Genomic DNA, 15,967 nt, shown 5'->3' with positions numbered 1-15,967 from the left:
ATCCACCCGACTACTTCTTAGGAGACACAGCCCCGGCTGCGCAACCCGATCATCGTGTCAGTGACCTCCCCCACGAGCGTGCGGTGAAACACCTGTCCGCAAGACCGTCCGTGCCTCTGACACCATGGCATGTGTGAGCTTTCCCTAATGACGCCCCAGTTTCGCAGACGCGAGGGGGCTGACGCCCTTTCGTGATACGAGGAGAGTGCGCTCCTTGCTCACCGTTGGCCAGGACTTCCGGCCCGGCCTCCCGACCCCCGAATCGCAGATCAGGACCAAAGTGGCGTATTCATACGAAGCCCCAGTTTCGCAGTCGCTGTTCGACCGTGCGTCCGTTGTGACGCCCGGCGGCGTGAACTCTCCCGTACGTGCCTTCCGGGCCGTGGGCGGTACGCCCAGGTTCATGGTGTCCGGTACCGGTCCGTACCTCACCGATGCCGACGGTCGCGAGTATGTCGACCTCGTCTGCTCGTGGGGGCCGATGATTCTCGGCCATTCCCATCCCGAGGTCATCGCGGCCGTCCAGGACGCGGTCGCCAAGGGCACCTCGTTCGGTACGCCCGGTGAGGGCGAGGTCGCGCTCGCCGAGGAGATCGTCGCGCGGATCGAGCCGGTGGAGCAGGTACGGCTGGTGTCGTCCGGCACCGAGGCGACCATGTCCGCGATCCGGCTGGCCCGCGGGTTCACCGGCCGCGCGAAGATCGTGAAGTTCGCCGGGTGCTACCACGGGCACGTCGACGCGCTGCTGGCCGCCGCCGGCTCCGGTGTCGCCACCCTCGGTCTGCCCGACACCCCCGGGGTCACGGGCGCCCAGGCCGGCGACACGATCGTGCTGCCGTACAACGACCTGGAGGCCGTGCGGGCCGCATTCGCCGCGCAGCCGGGGGAGATTGCCTGTGTGATCACCGAGGCGTCGCCGGGCAACATGGGCGTCGTGCCGCCGCTGGACGGTTTCAACGCCGGGCTCAAGGAGATCTGCGCGGCGAACGGCGCGCTGTACATCTCCGACGAGGTCATGACCGGCTTCCGGACATCGAAGGCCGGCTGGTACGGCATCGACGGCGTCCGCCCCGACCTGATGACCTTCGGCAAGGTCATGGGTGGCGGCTTCCCGGCCGCGGCCTTCGGCGGGCGCGCCGACGTCATGGCGCACCTCGCCCCGGTCGGTCCCGTCTACCAGGCGGGCACGCTGTCCGGGAACCCGGTCGCGACCGCCGCCGGGCTCGCGCAGCTGCGGCTGCTGGACGACGCGGCGTACACGAAGATCGACGCGGTCTCCGCGGAGCTGCGTGGGCTGGTGGGCGAGGCGTTCACCAAGGAGGGCGTCGCGCACACGGTGTCCGCGGCGAGCAACATGTTCTCGGTGTTCTTCACCGACCAGCCGGTCCGTAACTACGAGGACGCGAAGAAGCAGGAAGCCTTCCGCTTCACCGCCTTCTTCCACTCGATGCTGGAGCAGGGCGTCTACCTGCCGCCGTCCGCCTTCGAGTCCTGGTTCGTCTCGACCGCCCACGACACGGCGGCCGTCGAGCGCATCGCGGCGGCCCTGCCGGCCGCGGCGCGGGCCGCGGCGGAGGCGACCGCATGAGCGAGAACGCGAGCCGTGACGACATGACCGTGGTGCACCTCATGCGCCACGGCGAGGTGCACAACCCGGACGGCGTGCTCTACGGGCGACGCCCCGGCTACCACCTCTCCGAGCTGGGCCGGCAGATGGCCGACCGGGTCGCCGAGCACCTGGAGAAGCGCGACATCACGCATGTCGTCGCCTCCCCGCTGGAGCGGGCCCAGGAGACGGCCGTGCCGGTCGCCGCCTCGCACAGCCTGGACCTGGCCACCGACGAGCGCCTGATCGAGGCGGCCAACGTCTTCGAGGGCAAGACCTTCGGGGTCGGTGACGGGGCGCTGCGCAGGCCGGAGAACTGGAAGCACCTGACCAACCCGTTCACCCCGTCCTGGGGGGAGCCGTACATCGAGCAGGTCGTACGGATGATGGGTGCCCTGGACGCGGCGCGTGATGCGGCGCGGGGGCACGAGGCGGTGTGCGTCAGCCACCAGCTGCCGATCTGGATCGTGCGGAGCTTCGTGGAGCGGCGCCGGCTGTGGCACGACCCGCGGCGGCGGCAGTGCACGCTGGCTTCGCTGACCAGCTTCACGTACCAGGGCGACAAGATCGTGTCGGTCGCGTACACGGAGCCGGCGCGGGATCTTGTACCGGCGCATTTGCTGGCCGGGGCCAAGCCGGTGAAGGGGAAGTCGAAGGCGTTCGGCGCGTAAGTGGTGGGTGGGGGTGGTGAGGCGGTGCCCGGGTGCGTCCGGGTGCCGCTTTGTCCTCAATCGCCGGTCTCGATCTTGGTCCGCAGATCTGATCTCTTTGGTGTGCAGGTTCCGTAAGAGTCTGGTCTCGGCGCGATATTTGTTCCGGTTCACGGAACCCCCATGTTGCTTCGGTCATCTAAGCCTTCGCCGGTTTGTATGGGCTTGGGTTGAACGACGGGGATGGGGACGATATGCGCGAGATCAGGCGAAGGGGTCTGCTGGGCGCCGGGCTGGGAGCTGCGGCCGCAATCGGGATTGCCGGTTGCGGCTCCTCCGGTAAGGACAGGCCAGGGTCCGGGGAGAGTTCCAGGGGTGGTCAGGGTGGCGACGGGAACGGGCCCGGTGCCGGGGCGCCGAAGAAGAACGTCCGGCTGATCGGTGACGGTTCGACCGCGGATACCGGAAAGCAGCCGAATCAGCCTTCCGCTCCCGTCCCTCTCGAACCCGGGCAGAAACCGCCGCAGTTCGTGATCTTTTCCTGGGACGGGGCGGGCGAGGTCGGCAACGGGCTCTTCCCGCGCTTTCTCGAACTGGCCAGGGAACACGACGCCGCGATGACCTTCTTCCTCTCCGGGCTGTATCTGCTGCCCGAGTCGAAGAAGTCGCTGTACCGTCCGCCGAACAACCCGCGCGGTGCCTCCGACATCGGCTATCTCACCGACGACCACGTGAAGGACACGCTGAAGTACGTCCGTGAGGCATGGCTCGACGGCCATGAGATCGGCACCCACTTCAACGGCCATTTCTGCGGCGGTTCCGGTTCGGTCGCCAACTGGTCGCCCGCGCAATGGCACAGCGAGATCAACCAGGCGGTCTCCTTCGTCACCGAGTGGCGGACCAACACCGGCTGGGAAAACCTTGATCCGCTGCCGTTCGACTACCGAAAGGAACTGATCGGCGGACGCACTCCCTGTCTGCTAGGTCAGGACAATCTCCTGCCGACGGCGAAGAAGCTGGGATGGCGTTACGACGCCAGCTCGCCCGGCGGCCGACAGATGTGGCCGGAGAAGCGCCACGGAGTATGGGATCTTCCCCTGCAGGGCATGCCGTTCCCCGGGCACTCCTTCGAAGTCCTCTCCATGGACTACAACATCCTCGCCAATCAGTCGCTGAATTCGACCAAGGGCATGCCGTCCCGCTATCCGGGCTGGCGCAAGCAGGCGGCCGGTGCCTATACGAACGGTTTCCAGCGTGCGTACGAGACGAATCGTGCGCCGTTTTACATAGGCAATCACTTCGAGGAGTGGAACGGCGGAATCTATATGGATGCCGTCGAAGAAGTGATCAAGCGCATTGCCGGTAAGCCGGACGTACGGCTGGTCTCGTTCCGGCAGTTCGTCGACTGGCTCGACGTTCAGGATCCGGCGGTGCTCGCGAAGCTCCGTACGCTTGACGTCGGTCAGTCACCCGCGGGCGGCTGGAATGCCTTCTTTAAACAGCCTTGACAAGGGGCTTTACGGGCACCGAGGGGGGTGCGCAAGATCCCCGAAACCCTCATGCGAAACTTTTCACATGAGCCCTGGCCGCGCACCCCGACGCCGCTTCATCCTGCTCGCCGCCGCCACGGCGGCTGCGACGCTGACCCTGTCCGCGTGCAGTGGAGACGGCAACAAGGCCGGTGGCGGCGGCAATACGAACTTCGTGACCGGCAGCGGCGGAATCTCGACCGTGGCCAAGGGTGAGCGCACCGCCGCACCGAAGCTCGACGGCACCACCCTGGACGACAAGAGCCTCGACGTCGCCGACTACAAGGGCAAGGTCGTCGTACTGAACGTCTGGGGTTCGTGGTGCGGCCCGTGCCGCGCCGAGGCCAAGCACTTCGCGAAGGTGTCGGAGGAGACCGCGGACCAGGGCGTCCAGTTCATCGGCATAAACACCCGGGACGCCCAGAAGGCCGCCGCGGTGAACTTCGAGAAGGACTTCGGCGTCACCTACCCGAGCTTCTTCGACCCGACAGGAAAGCTCATCCTCCGCTTTCCCAAGGGCACACTGAACCCGGTGGCCATCCCGTCGACCGTGGTCATCGACCGGGACGGGAAGATCGCCGCCCGCACCCTGCAGGCGCTCAGCGCGGAGGACCTGCGCAAGATGATCGACCCGCTGATCGCGGAGAAGTGATCCGGTGATCACTCTCGCCGCGTACAACGAGACCGTCTTCAGCGGCGCCCTGCTGGTGGCCATTCCCATCGCCCTGCTCGGCGGTCTCGTCTCCTTCTTCTCGCCCTGCGTCCTGCCGCTCGTGCCCGGCTATCTGAGTTACGTCACCGGGGTCAGCGGTACGGACCTGGCGGAGGCCCGGCGCGGCAGGGTGGTGGCGGGAGCCTCGCTCTTCGTCCTCGGCTTCACCGTCGTCTTCGCCTCCACCGGCGCCCTCTTCGGCTACTTCGGCCAGGAGCTCCAGGTGCACGCCGGGGTGCTCAACAAGATCCTCGGCGCCCTGATGATCCTTATGGGGATCTTCTTCATGGGGCTCCTGCCGGGCGTGACGCAGCGCGAGTTCCGCTTCCACAAGCGTCCGGTGGCCGGTCTTGCCGGTGCGCCGCTGCTGGGCGCCCTGTTCGGAATCGGCTGGACGCCCTGCATCGGCCCGACGCTCGCCTCCGTCCTGTCGCTCTCCGCCCAGCAGGCCACCGCCGGACGCGGGGCGATACTGACCGTCGCGTACTGTCTGGGACTCGGTGTCCCGTTCGTCCTGGCAGCGATCGCCTTCCGCAAGGCCCTCGGCGCGTTCGGCTGGGTCAAGCGGCACTACGCATGGGTCATGCGCATCGGCGGCGGCATGATGATCGCGACCGGAATCCTCCTGCTGACGGGCGTCTGGGACTCCCTCATGCAGGAGATGCAGGTCTGGTCAAACGGCTTCACTGTGGGGATCTGAGTCCATGAGCAACACGAACACCACGGAAGAGCGCGAGCTCGGCGCGGCCGGAGCGCAGCTCTCCACCGCCCCGCGTGAGGAGTCCGCCGGCACGGTTCCCGCGATGGGGGTCATCGGCTGGGCACGCTGGTTCTGGCGGCAGCTCACCTCGATGCGGGTCGCGCTGATCCTGCTGTTCCTGCTGTCTCTCGGCGCGATCCCCGGTTCGCTGATCCCGCAGAACAGCGTGGACGAGCTGAAGGTGCAGACCTTCCAGGCTGCCCACACCACGGTCACGCCGATCTACGAGAAGCTCCAGCTGTTCGACGTCTACAGCTCGGTGTGGTTCTCCGCGATCTACATCCTGCTGTTCGTCTCCCTCATCGGCTGCATCGTCCCGCGCACCGGCCAGTTCGTCGGCCAGCTGCGCAGCCGCCCGCCGGCCGCCCCGAAGCGGCTCACCCGGCTCCCCGCGTACACGACGTGGCGTACCGACTCCGAGCCCGAGCAGGTCCGCGAGGCCGCGGCCGCCATGCTCCGCAAGCGGCGCTTCCGCTCGCACGCGGTGGGTGACGCGGTCGCCGCCGAGAAGGGCTATCTGCGCGAGGCCGGGAACCTGATGTTCCACATCGCGCTGATCGTGATGCTGGTGGCCTTCGCCGCCGGGCAGCTCTTCAAGTCCGAGGGCGGCAAGCTGATCGTCGAGGGCGACGGCTTCTCCAACACGCTCACGCAGTACGACGACTTCAAGTCCGGTTCGCTGTACGACACCGACTCGCTCGCCCCGTTCAGCTTCACCCTCGACGACTTCGTCGGTACGTACGAGAAGAACGGCCCCCAGCGCGGCACCCCGCGCACCTACGAGGCCCGTGTGACGTACGCCGAGGGCGCCGACGGGAAGCCGAAGAAGTCCGTCATCCGGGTCAACGAACCGCTGGTCGTCGACGGCACCAAGGTCTATCTGATCTCGCACGGCTACGCCCCCGTCGTCACCGTCAAGGACGGCAAGGGCAAGGAGATCTACCGGACCGCCGTACCCCTGCTGCCCATCGACAACAACGTCACCTCGACCGGTGCGATCAAGGTGATGGACGGCTATCGCGACAAGAACGGCGAGAAGACCCAGCTGGGCTTCGAGGCGTTCTTCGTCCCGACGTTCGCCGGTGCGGGCAAGGGCACGATGTTCTCGCAGTTCCCCGGCGTGGAATACCCGGTGCTCGCCCTCAACGGCTTCCACGGCAGCCTCGGCGTGGACTCGGGCCTGCCGCAGAACGTGTACCAGCTGGACTCCTCCAAGATGACGGAGTTCAAGGACGCCGACGGGCAGAAGCTCAAGAAGCGGCTGCTTCCCGGCGAGACGATGGAGCTGCCCGACGGCGCCGGCTCGATCACCTTCGAGGGCGTCGAGGAATGGGCCAGCTTCCAGGTCTCGGAGCAGCCCGGCACCGGCTGGGCACTGGCCGGGTCGATCGCCGCGATCGCCGGGCTCGCCGGATCGCTGTTCATCCAGCGCCGCCGGGTGTGGGTCAGGGCCGTACGGGGAACGGACGGCGTCACCGTCGTCGAGATGGCCGGTCTGGGCCGAGCCGAGTCCGCGAAACTCCCCGAGGAGCTGGCCGATCTCGCGGTCGAGCTCAACAGTGTGGCGCCCACCGCGCCCGATGCCACGAACGTCCCGGAGAGCGATTCCGGGGCCGGTCCCGAAGTACCTTCCGAAGAACCTGCCGAAGGGGCTGAGAAGTGAATCTCGCCGCCGCAACCAACGAGAGCCTGGCGCACACCAGCAATGTGCTGATCTATTCGTCGATGGCCGTCTACACCCTCGCCTTCTTCGCGCACATCGCGGAGTGGGTGTTCGGCAGTCGCAGCAAGGTCGGCCGTACCGCCGCCGCGCTGGCCGGAACCCCGGCCTCCGCAGCATCCACGGTGACGGTGCAGGTCGCGCAGAAGGGCGGCGCCACCGCCGTCATGGACCGCCCGAAGGTCGTGACCCGTTCCGCTGCCGGGACCCGGGACGTCCCGGACGGCCCGGGTGCGGCCGGCGGCACGTTCAAGGGCGACCTGTGGGGGCGGATCGCCGTCTCGCTGACCGTGGTGGCGTTCCTCGTCGAGGCCGGTGGGGTCGTCGCCCGCGCCATGTCGGTGCAGCGTGCCCCCTGGGGCAACATGTACGAGTTCTCGATCACCTTCTCCACGGTGGCGGTCGGCACGTACCTCATCCTTCTCGCGCTGAAGAAGAACGTCCGCTGGATGGGCCTGATGCTCGTCACCACGGTCCTGCTGGACCTGGGTATCGCGACCACCACGCTCTACACGGACAGCGATCAGCTGGTTCCCGCGCTGCACTCCTACTGGCTGTGGATTCACGTCTCCACCGCCATCATCTGCGGCGCGGTGTTCTACCTCGGTGCGGTGGGCACGCTGCTCTACCTGTTCCGCGACAGCTACGAGAGCAAGCTCGCGAACGGTGGCTCGCCCGGTGCGTTCGCCCGGTCCGTGCTGGAGCGGCTGCCGTCGGCGTCGAGCCTGGACAAGTTCTCGTACCGCATCAACGCGGCCGTCTTCCCGCTGTGGACGTTCACGATCATCGCGGGCGCGATCTGGGCGGGCGACGCGTGGGGGCGCTACTGGGGCTGGGACCCCAAGGAGGTCTGGTCCTTCATCACGTGGGTCGCGTACGCCTGCTATCTGCACGCGCGTGCCACGGCGGGGTGGAAGGGCCGCAAGGCCGCGTATCTGGCTCTGATCGCGTTCGGTTGCTGGCTGTTCAACTACTACGGCGTGAACATCTTCGTCACTGGTAAGCACTCGTACGCGGGCGTGTAGCGGGCCTGGTTGTGCCGGGTGGGCGTGATTGCGGCACCCTGGAGGTATGAGCCCGACCGATGCGATCGAGCGAGGTACCAGCGAGACGCGCGACGGTACGCATGTGCTGAGGTTTACGCTGCGGCTGCCCCATCCCGTTCCGCGGGTGTGGGCAGCCGTTGCCGGTTCCGAAGGGTTGCGGAGCTGGCTCGCCGTTGCCGAGCCCTTCGAGCCGCGTATCGGCGGTGCGGTCACCCTGCGCCGGCTGAGCACCGGCCTGGAGGGGGCTGTCGCCGACGCCTCCGGCACGGTCACTGCCTGGGATGTCGAGCGGGTCGCCGAGTACACCGTCGGGGTGCCGCACGACCGCATCCGTTTCCATCTGGAACCGCCGCGCGGCGATCACGTCGTACTCCGCTTCACCCACGAGTTCCGCGGTGACGACGCCCTGCGCCTCGACCGCCTCGCGGCCTGGCACGAGCACTTCGAGCACCTCGTCGCCGCGCTCGAAGGACACCCCGTCGATCTGTCCCGGTGGACCCCCGCCAGACGGCGGGAGCTGCACGCGCTGTACGAGGCCGTGGCCCGCGCGGCAGCGCCCTCCTAGCGCCCTGACGGCGGCAGGCAGCGCCCTCCTAGCGCCCTGACGGCGGCAGGCAGCGGCGGTCGGGGGCGTGGCCCTCCGGCCAGGCGATCTCCACGAACCGCTGCACGCCCTTGTCCGTCAGCTCGACCACCGGAACCGCCTTGTTGTACGGGTTTCCGTGGTTGTCCAGGCAGATCCAGCCGCTGGCCCCCGCCACCTTCAGCGAGGACTTCACCTGCGGCCACTGGCTGCCCACGTCGGTCTTCGTGGGCAGCCGCCTGCCGTCCGGGGTCGCCTGCCGGATGCCGTGGACGGCCGTCGCCATCGCGTCGTACGCGATGATCACCTGGCCGTCCGTCAGCGTGGCCCGGCCCGTCGGGCCGATCGGCCCGACCGGCTTCTTCGCCACCTGGGCCAGCAGTTCCTGGAAGGCCCGGAAGTCCTGCGCGGAGCCGCCCGTCGCCGGTACCGGTGCGCCCTTCCTGGCGACCCAGGCGTCCGGGTGTGCCAGCGAGGCGTAGCGGACGGTCACCTTCCGGGTGAGTGCGCTCCGGTCCAGCTTTTCGTCCCCGCCGAGATACGAGCCCTCATCGCCGGTGAGCACGGTGAACGCCCGGTTCTGGCAACCGCGCCGCCCCAGCTCGTTGATGAACTGCCGCAACTGGGTGTGGCGCCCGGCGAAGAACACCGTCTCCGCGTCCGTATCGCAGATCAGATGCGTGATCTGCTTGAACGTATTGGACGTGGTGCCCTCGTCCGTCGCGTCCGGCGGCGAGGTGAACAACTGCGCCTCGTACTTCGTGCCCTTCACCAGCGCCGTGAACGCCGCCTTCAGCGTGTCCGTGTAGTGGTCCCCGGTACGCGTGTCCTGGACCAGCAGCGCCTTGTCGGCCTCCACCTTGCCGAACTGCGCCAGCGCCCGCGCCTCGTCCCGGTTGGTGGGCGAGACCCGTGCGAGGCCAGGGAACGGGTCCCCGCCGGGCCCGTTGGCGATGTCGTCGGCCGTGATCGTGGTTCCGACGACCGCGATCCGCGCCTTCGTCAGCGCCTGGACCGCGAGCTTCACCTCGGAGCTGCTGGTGGCGACCCCGGACACGGCGCGCAGCTGGTCGGGCGCGTCCGTCATGGTCTTCAACCGGTCGACTGTCGGCTCCCAGAAGACGTTGTTCTTCCCGGTGTTGGCGAGCACCAGCCGGATCTTCGGTACCTGGGAGTTCGACAGATGGTTGGCCCGGTACTGCTCGGCGAACGCACCCTGCAGCTCGCGCTGCATCTTCCGGCCCATGGATTTGTCGGTCGACGTCAGCGGAAGCAGCAGGGCGACCGTCGCGTACTCGCCCGCCTTCAGGGTCCCGTTCTCCTGGCCGATCGCCGCGGCGACCTCCGTCAGGTTCTTCATCCCGAAGTCGTAGCCCGAACCGGACACCCCCACGCACTCGTCGCTGCCCGACGGGCGCTCCACACCCGGCACACAGCTCCGGTCCTCCGGCGTGGTCACACGGTCGATGCCGTACCAGCCGGCCCCCGTCACGAGCGCCGCCACGACGACCGTCGTGACGATCCTCTGCCGGGTCGTGTACCAGACGCGATAACGCAGCGGATTACGCATCCGAGCCACCGTCCCCCTGTCGGTCCCGTCGGTCCGGTGCCCCGTCCGGCGGGGTCCCCGGCGGCATGGACAACGGTCGCCATGCCCTGATGTCCCGCGGCCAGTGCGTCGCCGCGTCCCACAGCACCGCGTTGCCCGTCAGATGCCTGCCGGACAACTGCCGCAGCTCGTGCGCCATCTTGTCGGTCACCTCGTCGTCCGGCAGGGCCAGCGGATCGGACAGCAGCCACACGGCGTGCAGCAGCCGCCGCATCCGCAACTGGAACGCCGCCGCCTCTTCGTCGAGCCCGGCGAGCCCCGTCCGCTCCTCGGGCAGCGGCCCCGCGGCCACGTCGTGGCCGAGGGCGACCGCCCGCCGCGGATCGGGCCCGGGCATCCCGCGTTCACGGGGATACGGCGCCGAGCCGATCAGCCGCAGCTCGCCCAGCCAGCCCAGGACGTCGGGCCGCGGGAAGCGCACCCGCAGATGCGTCACGCACGCCGCGTCCCGGCCCAGCAGCAGTTCCTCGTGCAGCCGGTGCGCCGCGCTCGCCGCGCCCCCCGCCTGGTACACCTCGCGCAGCGACTCGTGGACCGCGCGCCACACCGCGTACCGCGGATGGTCGTCGTCCTGGAAACGCAGCCGGTGCAGCAGCAGCGACCGCAGCAACGGGTCGGCGACGAAGTGGTCGGGGCCGACCTGCCAGTCCTCCGCGCGCAGCACGTCCCGTACCCGCAACGCCACATCGCCGTCCAGGGATTCGCCCCGCAGCCGGACCCTGGCCAGCAGCCTCGCCGACTCCTCGCCGTGCGCGGCGGCCAGCACACTCAGGACGTCCAGGCGCTGCCCCGGCAGCAGCCGCCGCAGCAGCTCGTCCGCCAGCCGCACCGGCTCCCGGTCCTCGCGGACCCGCACCGTGCAGTCCAGCAGCGCGCCCGGTACCAGCGAACCCTGCTGGTCCGCCTCGCCCGCCGCCTGCGCGAACAGCGCCACCCCCAGCGGCCGGCCGCCCGTCAGCCGGTGCACCCCGCGCGCCAGACCGGCCGGCGTACGAGCCTCCGGATCGTGGCGCTCGAACGCGGCCTGGGCATGCGCCGCGCTCAACGGAGTGAGGCCCACCGCGAGAATCCCCGAGGTCACCTCCGTACCGCGGGCCCAGTGCGAGGCGTGCGCGACTTCCGGCAGCCGGTGGTGGACGGCGTGCCGCAGCCCCTCGTGGTCGCGGGAGCGGGAAGCGGCGAAGAAGACGATCTGGTCGCGGCGGCCGCCCGCCCGCGCCCGCAGCACCGGCTCGACGAGCTGCCGGCCGAGCGCGTTGTGCGCGTTGTCCAGGAGGATCACCGGACGGCCCCGGCGCATTCCCAGCGCCGTACCCCGGTAGGCGCGGTACACATCCTCGACCAGCGCCCCGACGAGATGGTCCTCGGCCCGTCTGCGCAGATCCCCGCCCCGCTCGAAGTCGACCGCGAGCTGCCGCAGCCCGATCCGGCCGTCACCCCCGGCGTGCGGATAGGCGCCGTACCAGTCGACGGTACGGCGCTGGAACCGGCTGAAGGTCTCTTCGAGCACCGATTCCACGGTCGCCTCGGCGATCAGCCCGGCCAGCGGCGCGACCGCGTCGAACGCCGTCGCCGCCAGCTTCGTCAGCACCTTCGTGACCCAGCCCCCCGCCGCGCCCGGCCGGGAGTCCACGGTCGCGAGCACCGGCCCGAGCGACTGGAGATCGCGCTGCGCCTGCGTCTCGTCCTCACGGCTCCAGGCGATGGATGCCACCGCCACGAGGCCCAGGCTGAGCCGGGGGAACTGCACCGGCTTCGCCGCCCGCACCCTCGGCGTCAGCTGGACGGCCAGCGCGGGCAGCGCCCCGGTGACCGGCGTCCAGCCCGGCCCCGGGTCCTCCGGCGGCGCGACCGCCTCGCAGTCGATCAGGGCGACCGGGGTGATCTCCCGGTACACATGGCGCAGTTGCTTGAGCGTCGCGGTCTTGCCCATGCCGCGGCCACCGGTCAGCACGACCACTGGCGGGTCGTCGCGGTGCTCGTACGGCGCCTTGGCCGAGCCGTACGGAGTGAGACCCGTCAGACGTGCCGCCAGGCCGTCGTTGCCTAAAATCGCCTCGCGTCCGTACAGCTCTCTGTCCACCGCACCCCCAGTGCCGACACCCCGTACGACCTGTCACAGCGTCAACAACAGAATATCGGCCGGGTGTTGGAGGAGGGTGACGATTTTCGAACGATCCGTGCCGGAAGGGCGACGTGGCGTGATCAGCCCTTCGGCGGGCTCGGGTCCTCGGACGACGTCCCGCTCTCGCCGTCGCCACGCTTCAGCTCTTCCTCGCGGCGGCGCAGGTCCGCCTCCCAGTCCTTGAGGACGGACTCGTCCTTCTCGTTCTCGTCCTTGAGCGACTTCAGGAAGTCGGGATTGTCGTCGGGCGCCACCCACTCGTGGCGGTGGTTGCGGTGCCACTCCGAAGGCGTACGGCCTCCGGCGGGCGCCACGCGCATCTTGCCCGCGGCGAACCACACGATCGGGCCCACGATCCAGAACAGCAGAATGATGAAGACCCAGGCCAGTTTCGGAAGGTGCTTGGCCTCGTCCTCCGGGGTATTCAGACAGTCGATGAACGCGTAGATCGTCAGTGCCAGCGGCAGGAGGTAGATCAAGGCCCTGAGCATGATGGAAGGGTCCCCCGAGAAGAGGTGAGGGGGCGCACTGTCCCGCCCCGGTGACGGGCCCAGGGTAGCGGGTGGCCGATACTGGACGGCATGGCTTACGACGATCTTCGTTCCCTGCTCCGGGCTCTGGAGCGCGAGGGCGATCTCAAGCGCATCAAGGCCGAGGTCGACCCGCATCTGGAGGTCGGCGAGATCGTCGACCGGGTGAACAAGGCAGGCGGGCCCGCGCTGCTCTTCGAGAACGTCAAGGGGGCGACCATGCCCCTGGCCATGAACGTCTTCGGGACGGACCGGCGGCTCCTCAAGGCGCTCGGGCTGAAGTCCTACGCCGAGATCAGCGAGAAGATCGGCGGGCTTCTCAAGCCGGAGCTGCCGCACGGTTTCGTCGGGGTCCGCGAGGCGTTCGGGAAGCTCGGCTCGATGGTGCACGTGCCGCCGAAGAAGGTGAAGTCCGAGCAGGCTCCCGTCCAGGAGGTCGTCCTCACCGGCGACGACGTGGACCTGGAGCAGCTGCCGGCGCTCTTCACCTGGCCCAAGGACGGCGGCTCCTTCTTCAACCTGGGGCTCACGCACACGAAGCACCCCGAGACCGGCATCCGGAATCTGGGGCTCTACCGCCTTCAGCGCCACGACAAGCGCACCATCGGCATGCACTGGCAGATCCACAAGGACAGCCACAACCACTACCAGGTCGCCGCGAAGCGCGGCGAGCGGCTGCCCGTCGCGATCGCTTTCGGGGCGCCGCCCGCCGTGACGTACGCCTCCACCGCGCCGCTGCCCGGTGACATCGACGAGTACCTCTTCGCGGGCTTCATCCAGGGCAAGCGGATCGAGATGGTCGACTGCAAGACCGTGCCGCTCCAGGTCCCGGCGCAGGCCGAGGTCGTCATCGAGGGATGGCTGGAGCCGGGGGAGATGCTGCCGGAGGGGCCGTTCGGCGACCACACCGGCTTCTATACGCCGCAGGAACCGTTCCCCGCGCTGACGATCGACTGCGTGACCATGCGGAAGCGTCCGCTGATCCAGTCGATCGTGGTGGGCCGGCCGCCGACCGAGGACGGGCCGCTGGGGCGGGCCACGGAGCGGTTCTTCCTGCCGCTCCTGAAGATCATCGTGCCCGACATCGTGAACTACCACCTGCCCGAGGCGGGCGGTTTCCACAACTGCGCGATCGTCTCGATCGACAAGAAGTACCCGAAGCACGCGCAGAAGGTCATGAGCGCCATCTGGGGCGCGCACATGATGTCGCTGACCAAACTGATCGTGATCGTGGACTCCGACTGCGATGTCCACGACCTCCACGAGGTGGCGTGGCGGGCGCTCGGGAACACCGACTACGCACGGGACCTGACCGTCGCCGAAGGACCGGTCGATCATCTCGACCACGCCTCCTACCAGCAGTTCTGGGGCGGCAAGGCGGGTATCGACGCGACGAGGAAGTGGCCCGAGGAGGGCTACACCCGGGACGGCGGCTGGCCCGACATGGTCGAGTCCGACCCGGAGACGGCCGCGAAGGTCGACCGTCGCTGGAAGGAGTACGGCCTGTGAGCGCCTCCGCCGCCGCACTGCCTCAGCCCGGCAGGACCAAGGCGTTCCTCAGGCTGGTCATGATCGAGCACTCGGTCTTCGCGCTGCCCTTCGCGTACATCGCGGCGCTGACCGCGATGTTCCAGGTGGACGAGACCATCCACTGGGGCACGCTGCTGCTCGTCACGCTCGCGATGGTCGGGCTGCGGACGTTCGCGATGGCCGCCAACCGGATCATCGACCGGGAGATCGACGCCCGTAACCCCCGTACCGCGAGCCGTGAACTGGTCACCGGCGCGGTGTCGGTGAAGTCGGCGTGGACCGGGGCCCTCCTCGCGCTCGTCGTCTTCCTCGGTGCGGCGGCCCTGCTGAACCCGCTCTGTCTGGTGCTGGCGCCGCTCGCCGTCGTGCCGATGGTCGTGTACCCGTACGGCAAGCGGTTCACGAACTTCCCGCACGCCATCCTGGGTCTCGCCCAGGCCATGGGGCCGGTCGGCGCCTGGCTCGCGGTGACGGGCAGCTGGTCGTGGGACGCGGTGATCCTGGGGCTGGCCGTCGGGATCTGGATCGGCGGCTTCGATCTGATCTTCGCGTGCCAGGACGTGCAGGCCGACCGTGCGCACGGGGTGCTCTCGTTCCCCGCGCGCTTCGGGATTCCGGCGGCGCTGTGGGGTGCGCGGGTCTGCCATGCGGTGACGACCGGCATGCTGGTCTGGTTCGGTCTGGCGACCGGGGCGGAGCTGCTCTACTGGGTCGGCATGGTGATCGTCGCCGTGGCCTTCGTGTACGAGCACCGGGTGGTGCGCCCGCACGATCTGTCCCGGCTGAACCGTGCGTTCTTCTCGGTCAACGGGTTCATCGGCATCGCGCTGTTCGCCTGCGCGCTGCTCGATCTGCTGGTGCGTGGCCTCACGCCGTGACGTTGATGGCGGGATCGCGGGGGCGGCGGAATGCGAACGCCGCCGCCACCCCGCCGATCAGGCCGAAGAGGTGCCCCTGCCAGCTGATACCGGAGTCGGTGGGCAGTGCGCCCCAGAGGATCGAGCCGTAGACCGCGGCGACGATCACGCCGACCACGATGTCGAGCGGGCGCCGGTCCACGAAGCCGCGGACCAGCAGATAGCCGAAGAGGCCGAAGACCGCACCGGACGCGCCGAGCGTGACGGTGTGGGACGGGGCGGTCAGCCAGACGCCCAGGCCGCCGATCACGATGACGGTGAGCACGACGGCGGCGAACCGGCGCAGCCCGGCGAGCGCCGCGATGAAGCCGAGCACCAGCAGCGGGATGCTGTTGGACGCCACGTGGTCCCAGCCGCTGTGCAGGAATGCGGACGGCACGACGTCGAGCAGTTCCGACGGCTCCCGCGGGCTGATTCCGTACGTGTCGAGTGAATGCCCCGTCGCCGTGTCGATGCCTTCGAGCGCCCACAGCAGGGCGACCCAGCCCAGCATCAGGACGCCGGCTGCGATGGCCCGCGCGCCGGTGGCCGTGGCGGTGGCGGAGTTACGGATGCCGGTCATGGCTCCCCCTGTCCCGGGCCCGCACAGTCCTGGCCCTCACCTGTCGGAACGCCCCGGGGCCCTGACTCGGTTCCTGGTACGGGGTGCC

The 15,967-nt window shown here is 69.0% G+C and carries 14 protein-coding genes; 10 read left to right on the top strand and 4 right to left on the bottom strand.

The window, feature by feature from the left end; all coding sequences use genetic code 11:
* Positions 1 to 280: 280 nt before the first annotated feature.
* The 8 genes from hemL (at position 281) to ACFT7S_RS18960 (ending at position 8,588) form a co-directional block, all read left to right on the top strand.
* Positions 281 to 1,588, top strand: coding sequence for a glutamate-1-semialdehyde 2,1-aminomutase (gene hemL, locus ACFT7S_RS18995; RefSeq protein WP_382733248.1), 1,308 nt, complete (start codon positions 281 to 283; stop codon positions 1,586 to 1,588).
* Positions 1,585 to 2,277 (top strand): histidine phosphatase family protein, encoded by a 693-nt coding sequence (locus ACFT7S_RS18990; RefSeq protein ID WP_382733098.1) that lies wholly within the window; start codon positions 1,585 to 1,587, stop codon positions 2,275 to 2,277. The genes hemL and ACFT7S_RS18990 overlap by 4 nt, the downstream gene beginning before the upstream one ends.
* A 233-nt stretch (positions 2,278 to 2,510) precedes the next feature.
* Entirely contained in the window at positions 2,511 to 3,764 is a 1,254-nt protein-coding gene (locus tag ACFT7S_RS18985; RefSeq protein ID WP_382733095.1) for a hypothetical protein, read from the top strand.
* Between the two features lie 67 nt (positions 3,765 to 3,831).
* Positions 3,832 to 4,437: a TlpA family protein disulfide reductase gene (locus ACFT7S_RS18980; RefSeq protein WP_382733092.1), complete on the top strand. Its 606-nt coding sequence runs from the start codon at positions 3,832 to 3,834 to the stop codon at positions 4,435 to 4,437.
* Positions 4,438 to 4,441: 4 nt separating this feature from the next.
* The gene (locus tag ACFT7S_RS18975; RefSeq protein WP_382733090.1) at positions 4,442 to 5,197 is read left to right on the top strand and encodes a cytochrome c biogenesis CcdA family protein; all 756 of its coding nucleotides are present in this window, start codon (positions 4,442 to 4,444) and stop codon (positions 5,195 to 5,197) included.
* A gap of 4 nt (positions 5,198 to 5,201) precedes the next feature.
* Positions 5,202 to 6,920, top strand: coding sequence for a cytochrome c biogenesis protein ResB (locus tag ACFT7S_RS18970; RefSeq protein ID WP_382733087.1), 1,719 nt, complete (start codon positions 5,202 to 5,204; stop codon positions 6,918 to 6,920).
* Positions 6,917 to 8,002 carry a c-type cytochrome biogenesis protein CcsB gene (gene ccsB, locus ACFT7S_RS18965; RefSeq protein ID WP_382733084.1) on the top strand — a complete coding sequence of 362 codons (1,086 nt, stop codon included), beginning with the start codon at positions 6,917 to 6,919 and terminating at the stop codon, positions 8,000 to 8,002. Before ACFT7S_RS18970 ends, ccsB begins: the two co-directional genes overlap by 4 nt.
* A 46-nt stretch (positions 8,003 to 8,048) precedes the next feature.
* Positions 8,049 to 8,588 carry an SRPBCC domain-containing protein gene (locus tag ACFT7S_RS18960; protein ID WP_382733081.1) on the top strand — a complete coding sequence of 180 codons (540 nt, stop codon included), beginning with the start codon at positions 8,049 to 8,051 and terminating at the stop codon, positions 8,586 to 8,588.
* A 28-nt stretch (positions 8,589 to 8,616) separates the two neighbouring features.
* Here the strand turns inward: ACFT7S_RS18960 and ACFT7S_RS18955 are convergent, their stop codons facing one another.
* The 3 genes from ACFT7S_RS18955 to ACFT7S_RS18945 all read right to left on the bottom strand — a co-directional run bounded on the left by ACFT7S_RS18955 (position 8,617) and on the right by ACFT7S_RS18945 (position 12,831).
* A complete protein-coding gene (locus ACFT7S_RS18955; RefSeq protein WP_382733078.1) occupies positions 8,617 to 10,176 on the bottom strand; it encodes an ABC transporter substrate-binding protein in 1,560 nt (519 codons plus the stop codon).
* The gene (locus tag ACFT7S_RS18950; RefSeq protein WP_382733075.1) at positions 10,169 to 12,298 is read right to left on the bottom strand and encodes a hypothetical protein; all 2,130 of its coding nucleotides are present in this window, start codon (positions 12,296 to 12,298) and stop codon (positions 10,169 to 10,171) included. Before ACFT7S_RS18950 ends, ACFT7S_RS18955 begins: the two co-directional genes overlap by 8 nt.
* Positions 12,299 to 12,420: 122 nt before the next feature.
* A complete protein-coding gene (locus tag ACFT7S_RS18945; RefSeq protein ID WP_382733073.1) occupies positions 12,421 to 12,831 on the bottom strand; it encodes a PLD nuclease N-terminal domain-containing protein in 411 nt (136 codons plus the stop codon).
* Between the two features lie 90 nt (positions 12,832 to 12,921).
* Between ACFT7S_RS18945 and ACFT7S_RS18940 the strand changes: the two genes are divergently transcribed.
* Together ACFT7S_RS18940 and mqnP are read left to right on the top strand one after the other, a co-directional pair.
* On the top strand, positions 12,922 to 14,379 hold the full coding sequence (locus ACFT7S_RS18940; RefSeq protein ID WP_382733070.1) for a menaquinone biosynthesis decarboxylase: 1,458 nt from the start codon (positions 12,922 to 12,924) through the stop codon (positions 14,377 to 14,379).
* Positions 14,376 to 15,278, top strand: a complete 903-nt coding sequence (mqnP, locus tag ACFT7S_RS18935; protein WP_382733067.1) for a menaquinone biosynthesis prenyltransferase MqnP — start codon at positions 14,376 to 14,378, stop codon at positions 15,276 to 15,278. Before ACFT7S_RS18940 ends, mqnP begins: the two co-directional genes overlap by 4 nt.
* Here mqnP and ACFT7S_RS18930 read toward each other — a convergent pair.
* A complete protein-coding gene (locus ACFT7S_RS18930; protein WP_382733065.1) occupies positions 15,268 to 15,879 on the bottom strand; it encodes a rhomboid family intramembrane serine protease in 612 nt (203 codons plus the stop codon). The two genes, mqnP and ACFT7S_RS18930, sit on opposite strands and share 11 nt — an antisense overlap.
* Between the last annotated feature and the right edge of the window lie 88 nt (positions 15,880 to 15,967).

Origin of the sequence: Streptomyces sp. NPDC057136, assembly GCF_042670885.1 — a bacterium.
Classification (GTDB): Bacteria; Actinomycetota; Actinomycetes; order Streptomycetales; family Streptomycetaceae; genus Streptomyces.
The sequence above is the reverse complement of the archived record's forward strand: the minus strand, read 5'-3'. Positions and strand labels throughout refer to the sequence as shown.

Excerpts from the sequence above, each read along its gene's own strand:
- ACFT7S_RS18940 (WP_382733070.1), top strand. The coding sequence starts at position 12,922 with ATGGCTTACGACGATCTTCGTTCCCTGCTCCGGGCTCTGGAGCGCGAG.
- ACFT7S_RS18955 (WP_382733078.1), bottom strand. The coding sequence starts at position 10,176 with ATGCGTAATCCGCTGCGTTATCGCGTCTGGTACACGACCCGGCAGAGG.
- ACFT7S_RS18970 (WP_382733087.1), top strand. The coding sequence starts at position 5,202 with ATGAGCAACACGAACACCACGGAAGAGCGCGAGCTCGGCGCGGCCGGA.
- ACFT7S_RS18960 (WP_382733081.1), top strand. The coding sequence starts at position 8,049 with ATGAGCCCGACCGATGCGATCGAGCGAGGTACCAGCGAGACGCGCGAC.
- ACFT7S_RS18990 (WP_382733098.1), top strand. The coding sequence starts at position 1,585 with ATGAGCGAGAACGCGAGCCGTGACGACATGACCGTGGTGCACCTCATG.
- ACFT7S_RS18945 (WP_382733073.1), bottom strand. The coding sequence starts at position 12,831 with ATGCTCAGGGCCTTGATCTACCTCCTGCCGCTGGCACTGACGATCTAC.
- ACFT7S_RS18980 (WP_382733092.1), top strand. The coding sequence starts at position 3,832 with ATGAGCCCTGGCCGCGCACCCCGACGCCGCTTCATCCTGCTCGCCGCC.
- ACFT7S_RS18930 (WP_382733065.1), bottom strand. The coding sequence starts at position 15,879 with ATGACCGGCATCCGTAACTCCGCCACCGCCACGGCCACCGGCGCGCGG.
- ACFT7S_RS18985 (WP_382733095.1), top strand. The coding sequence starts at position 2,511 with ATGCGCGAGATCAGGCGAAGGGGTCTGCTGGGCGCCGGGCTGGGAGCT.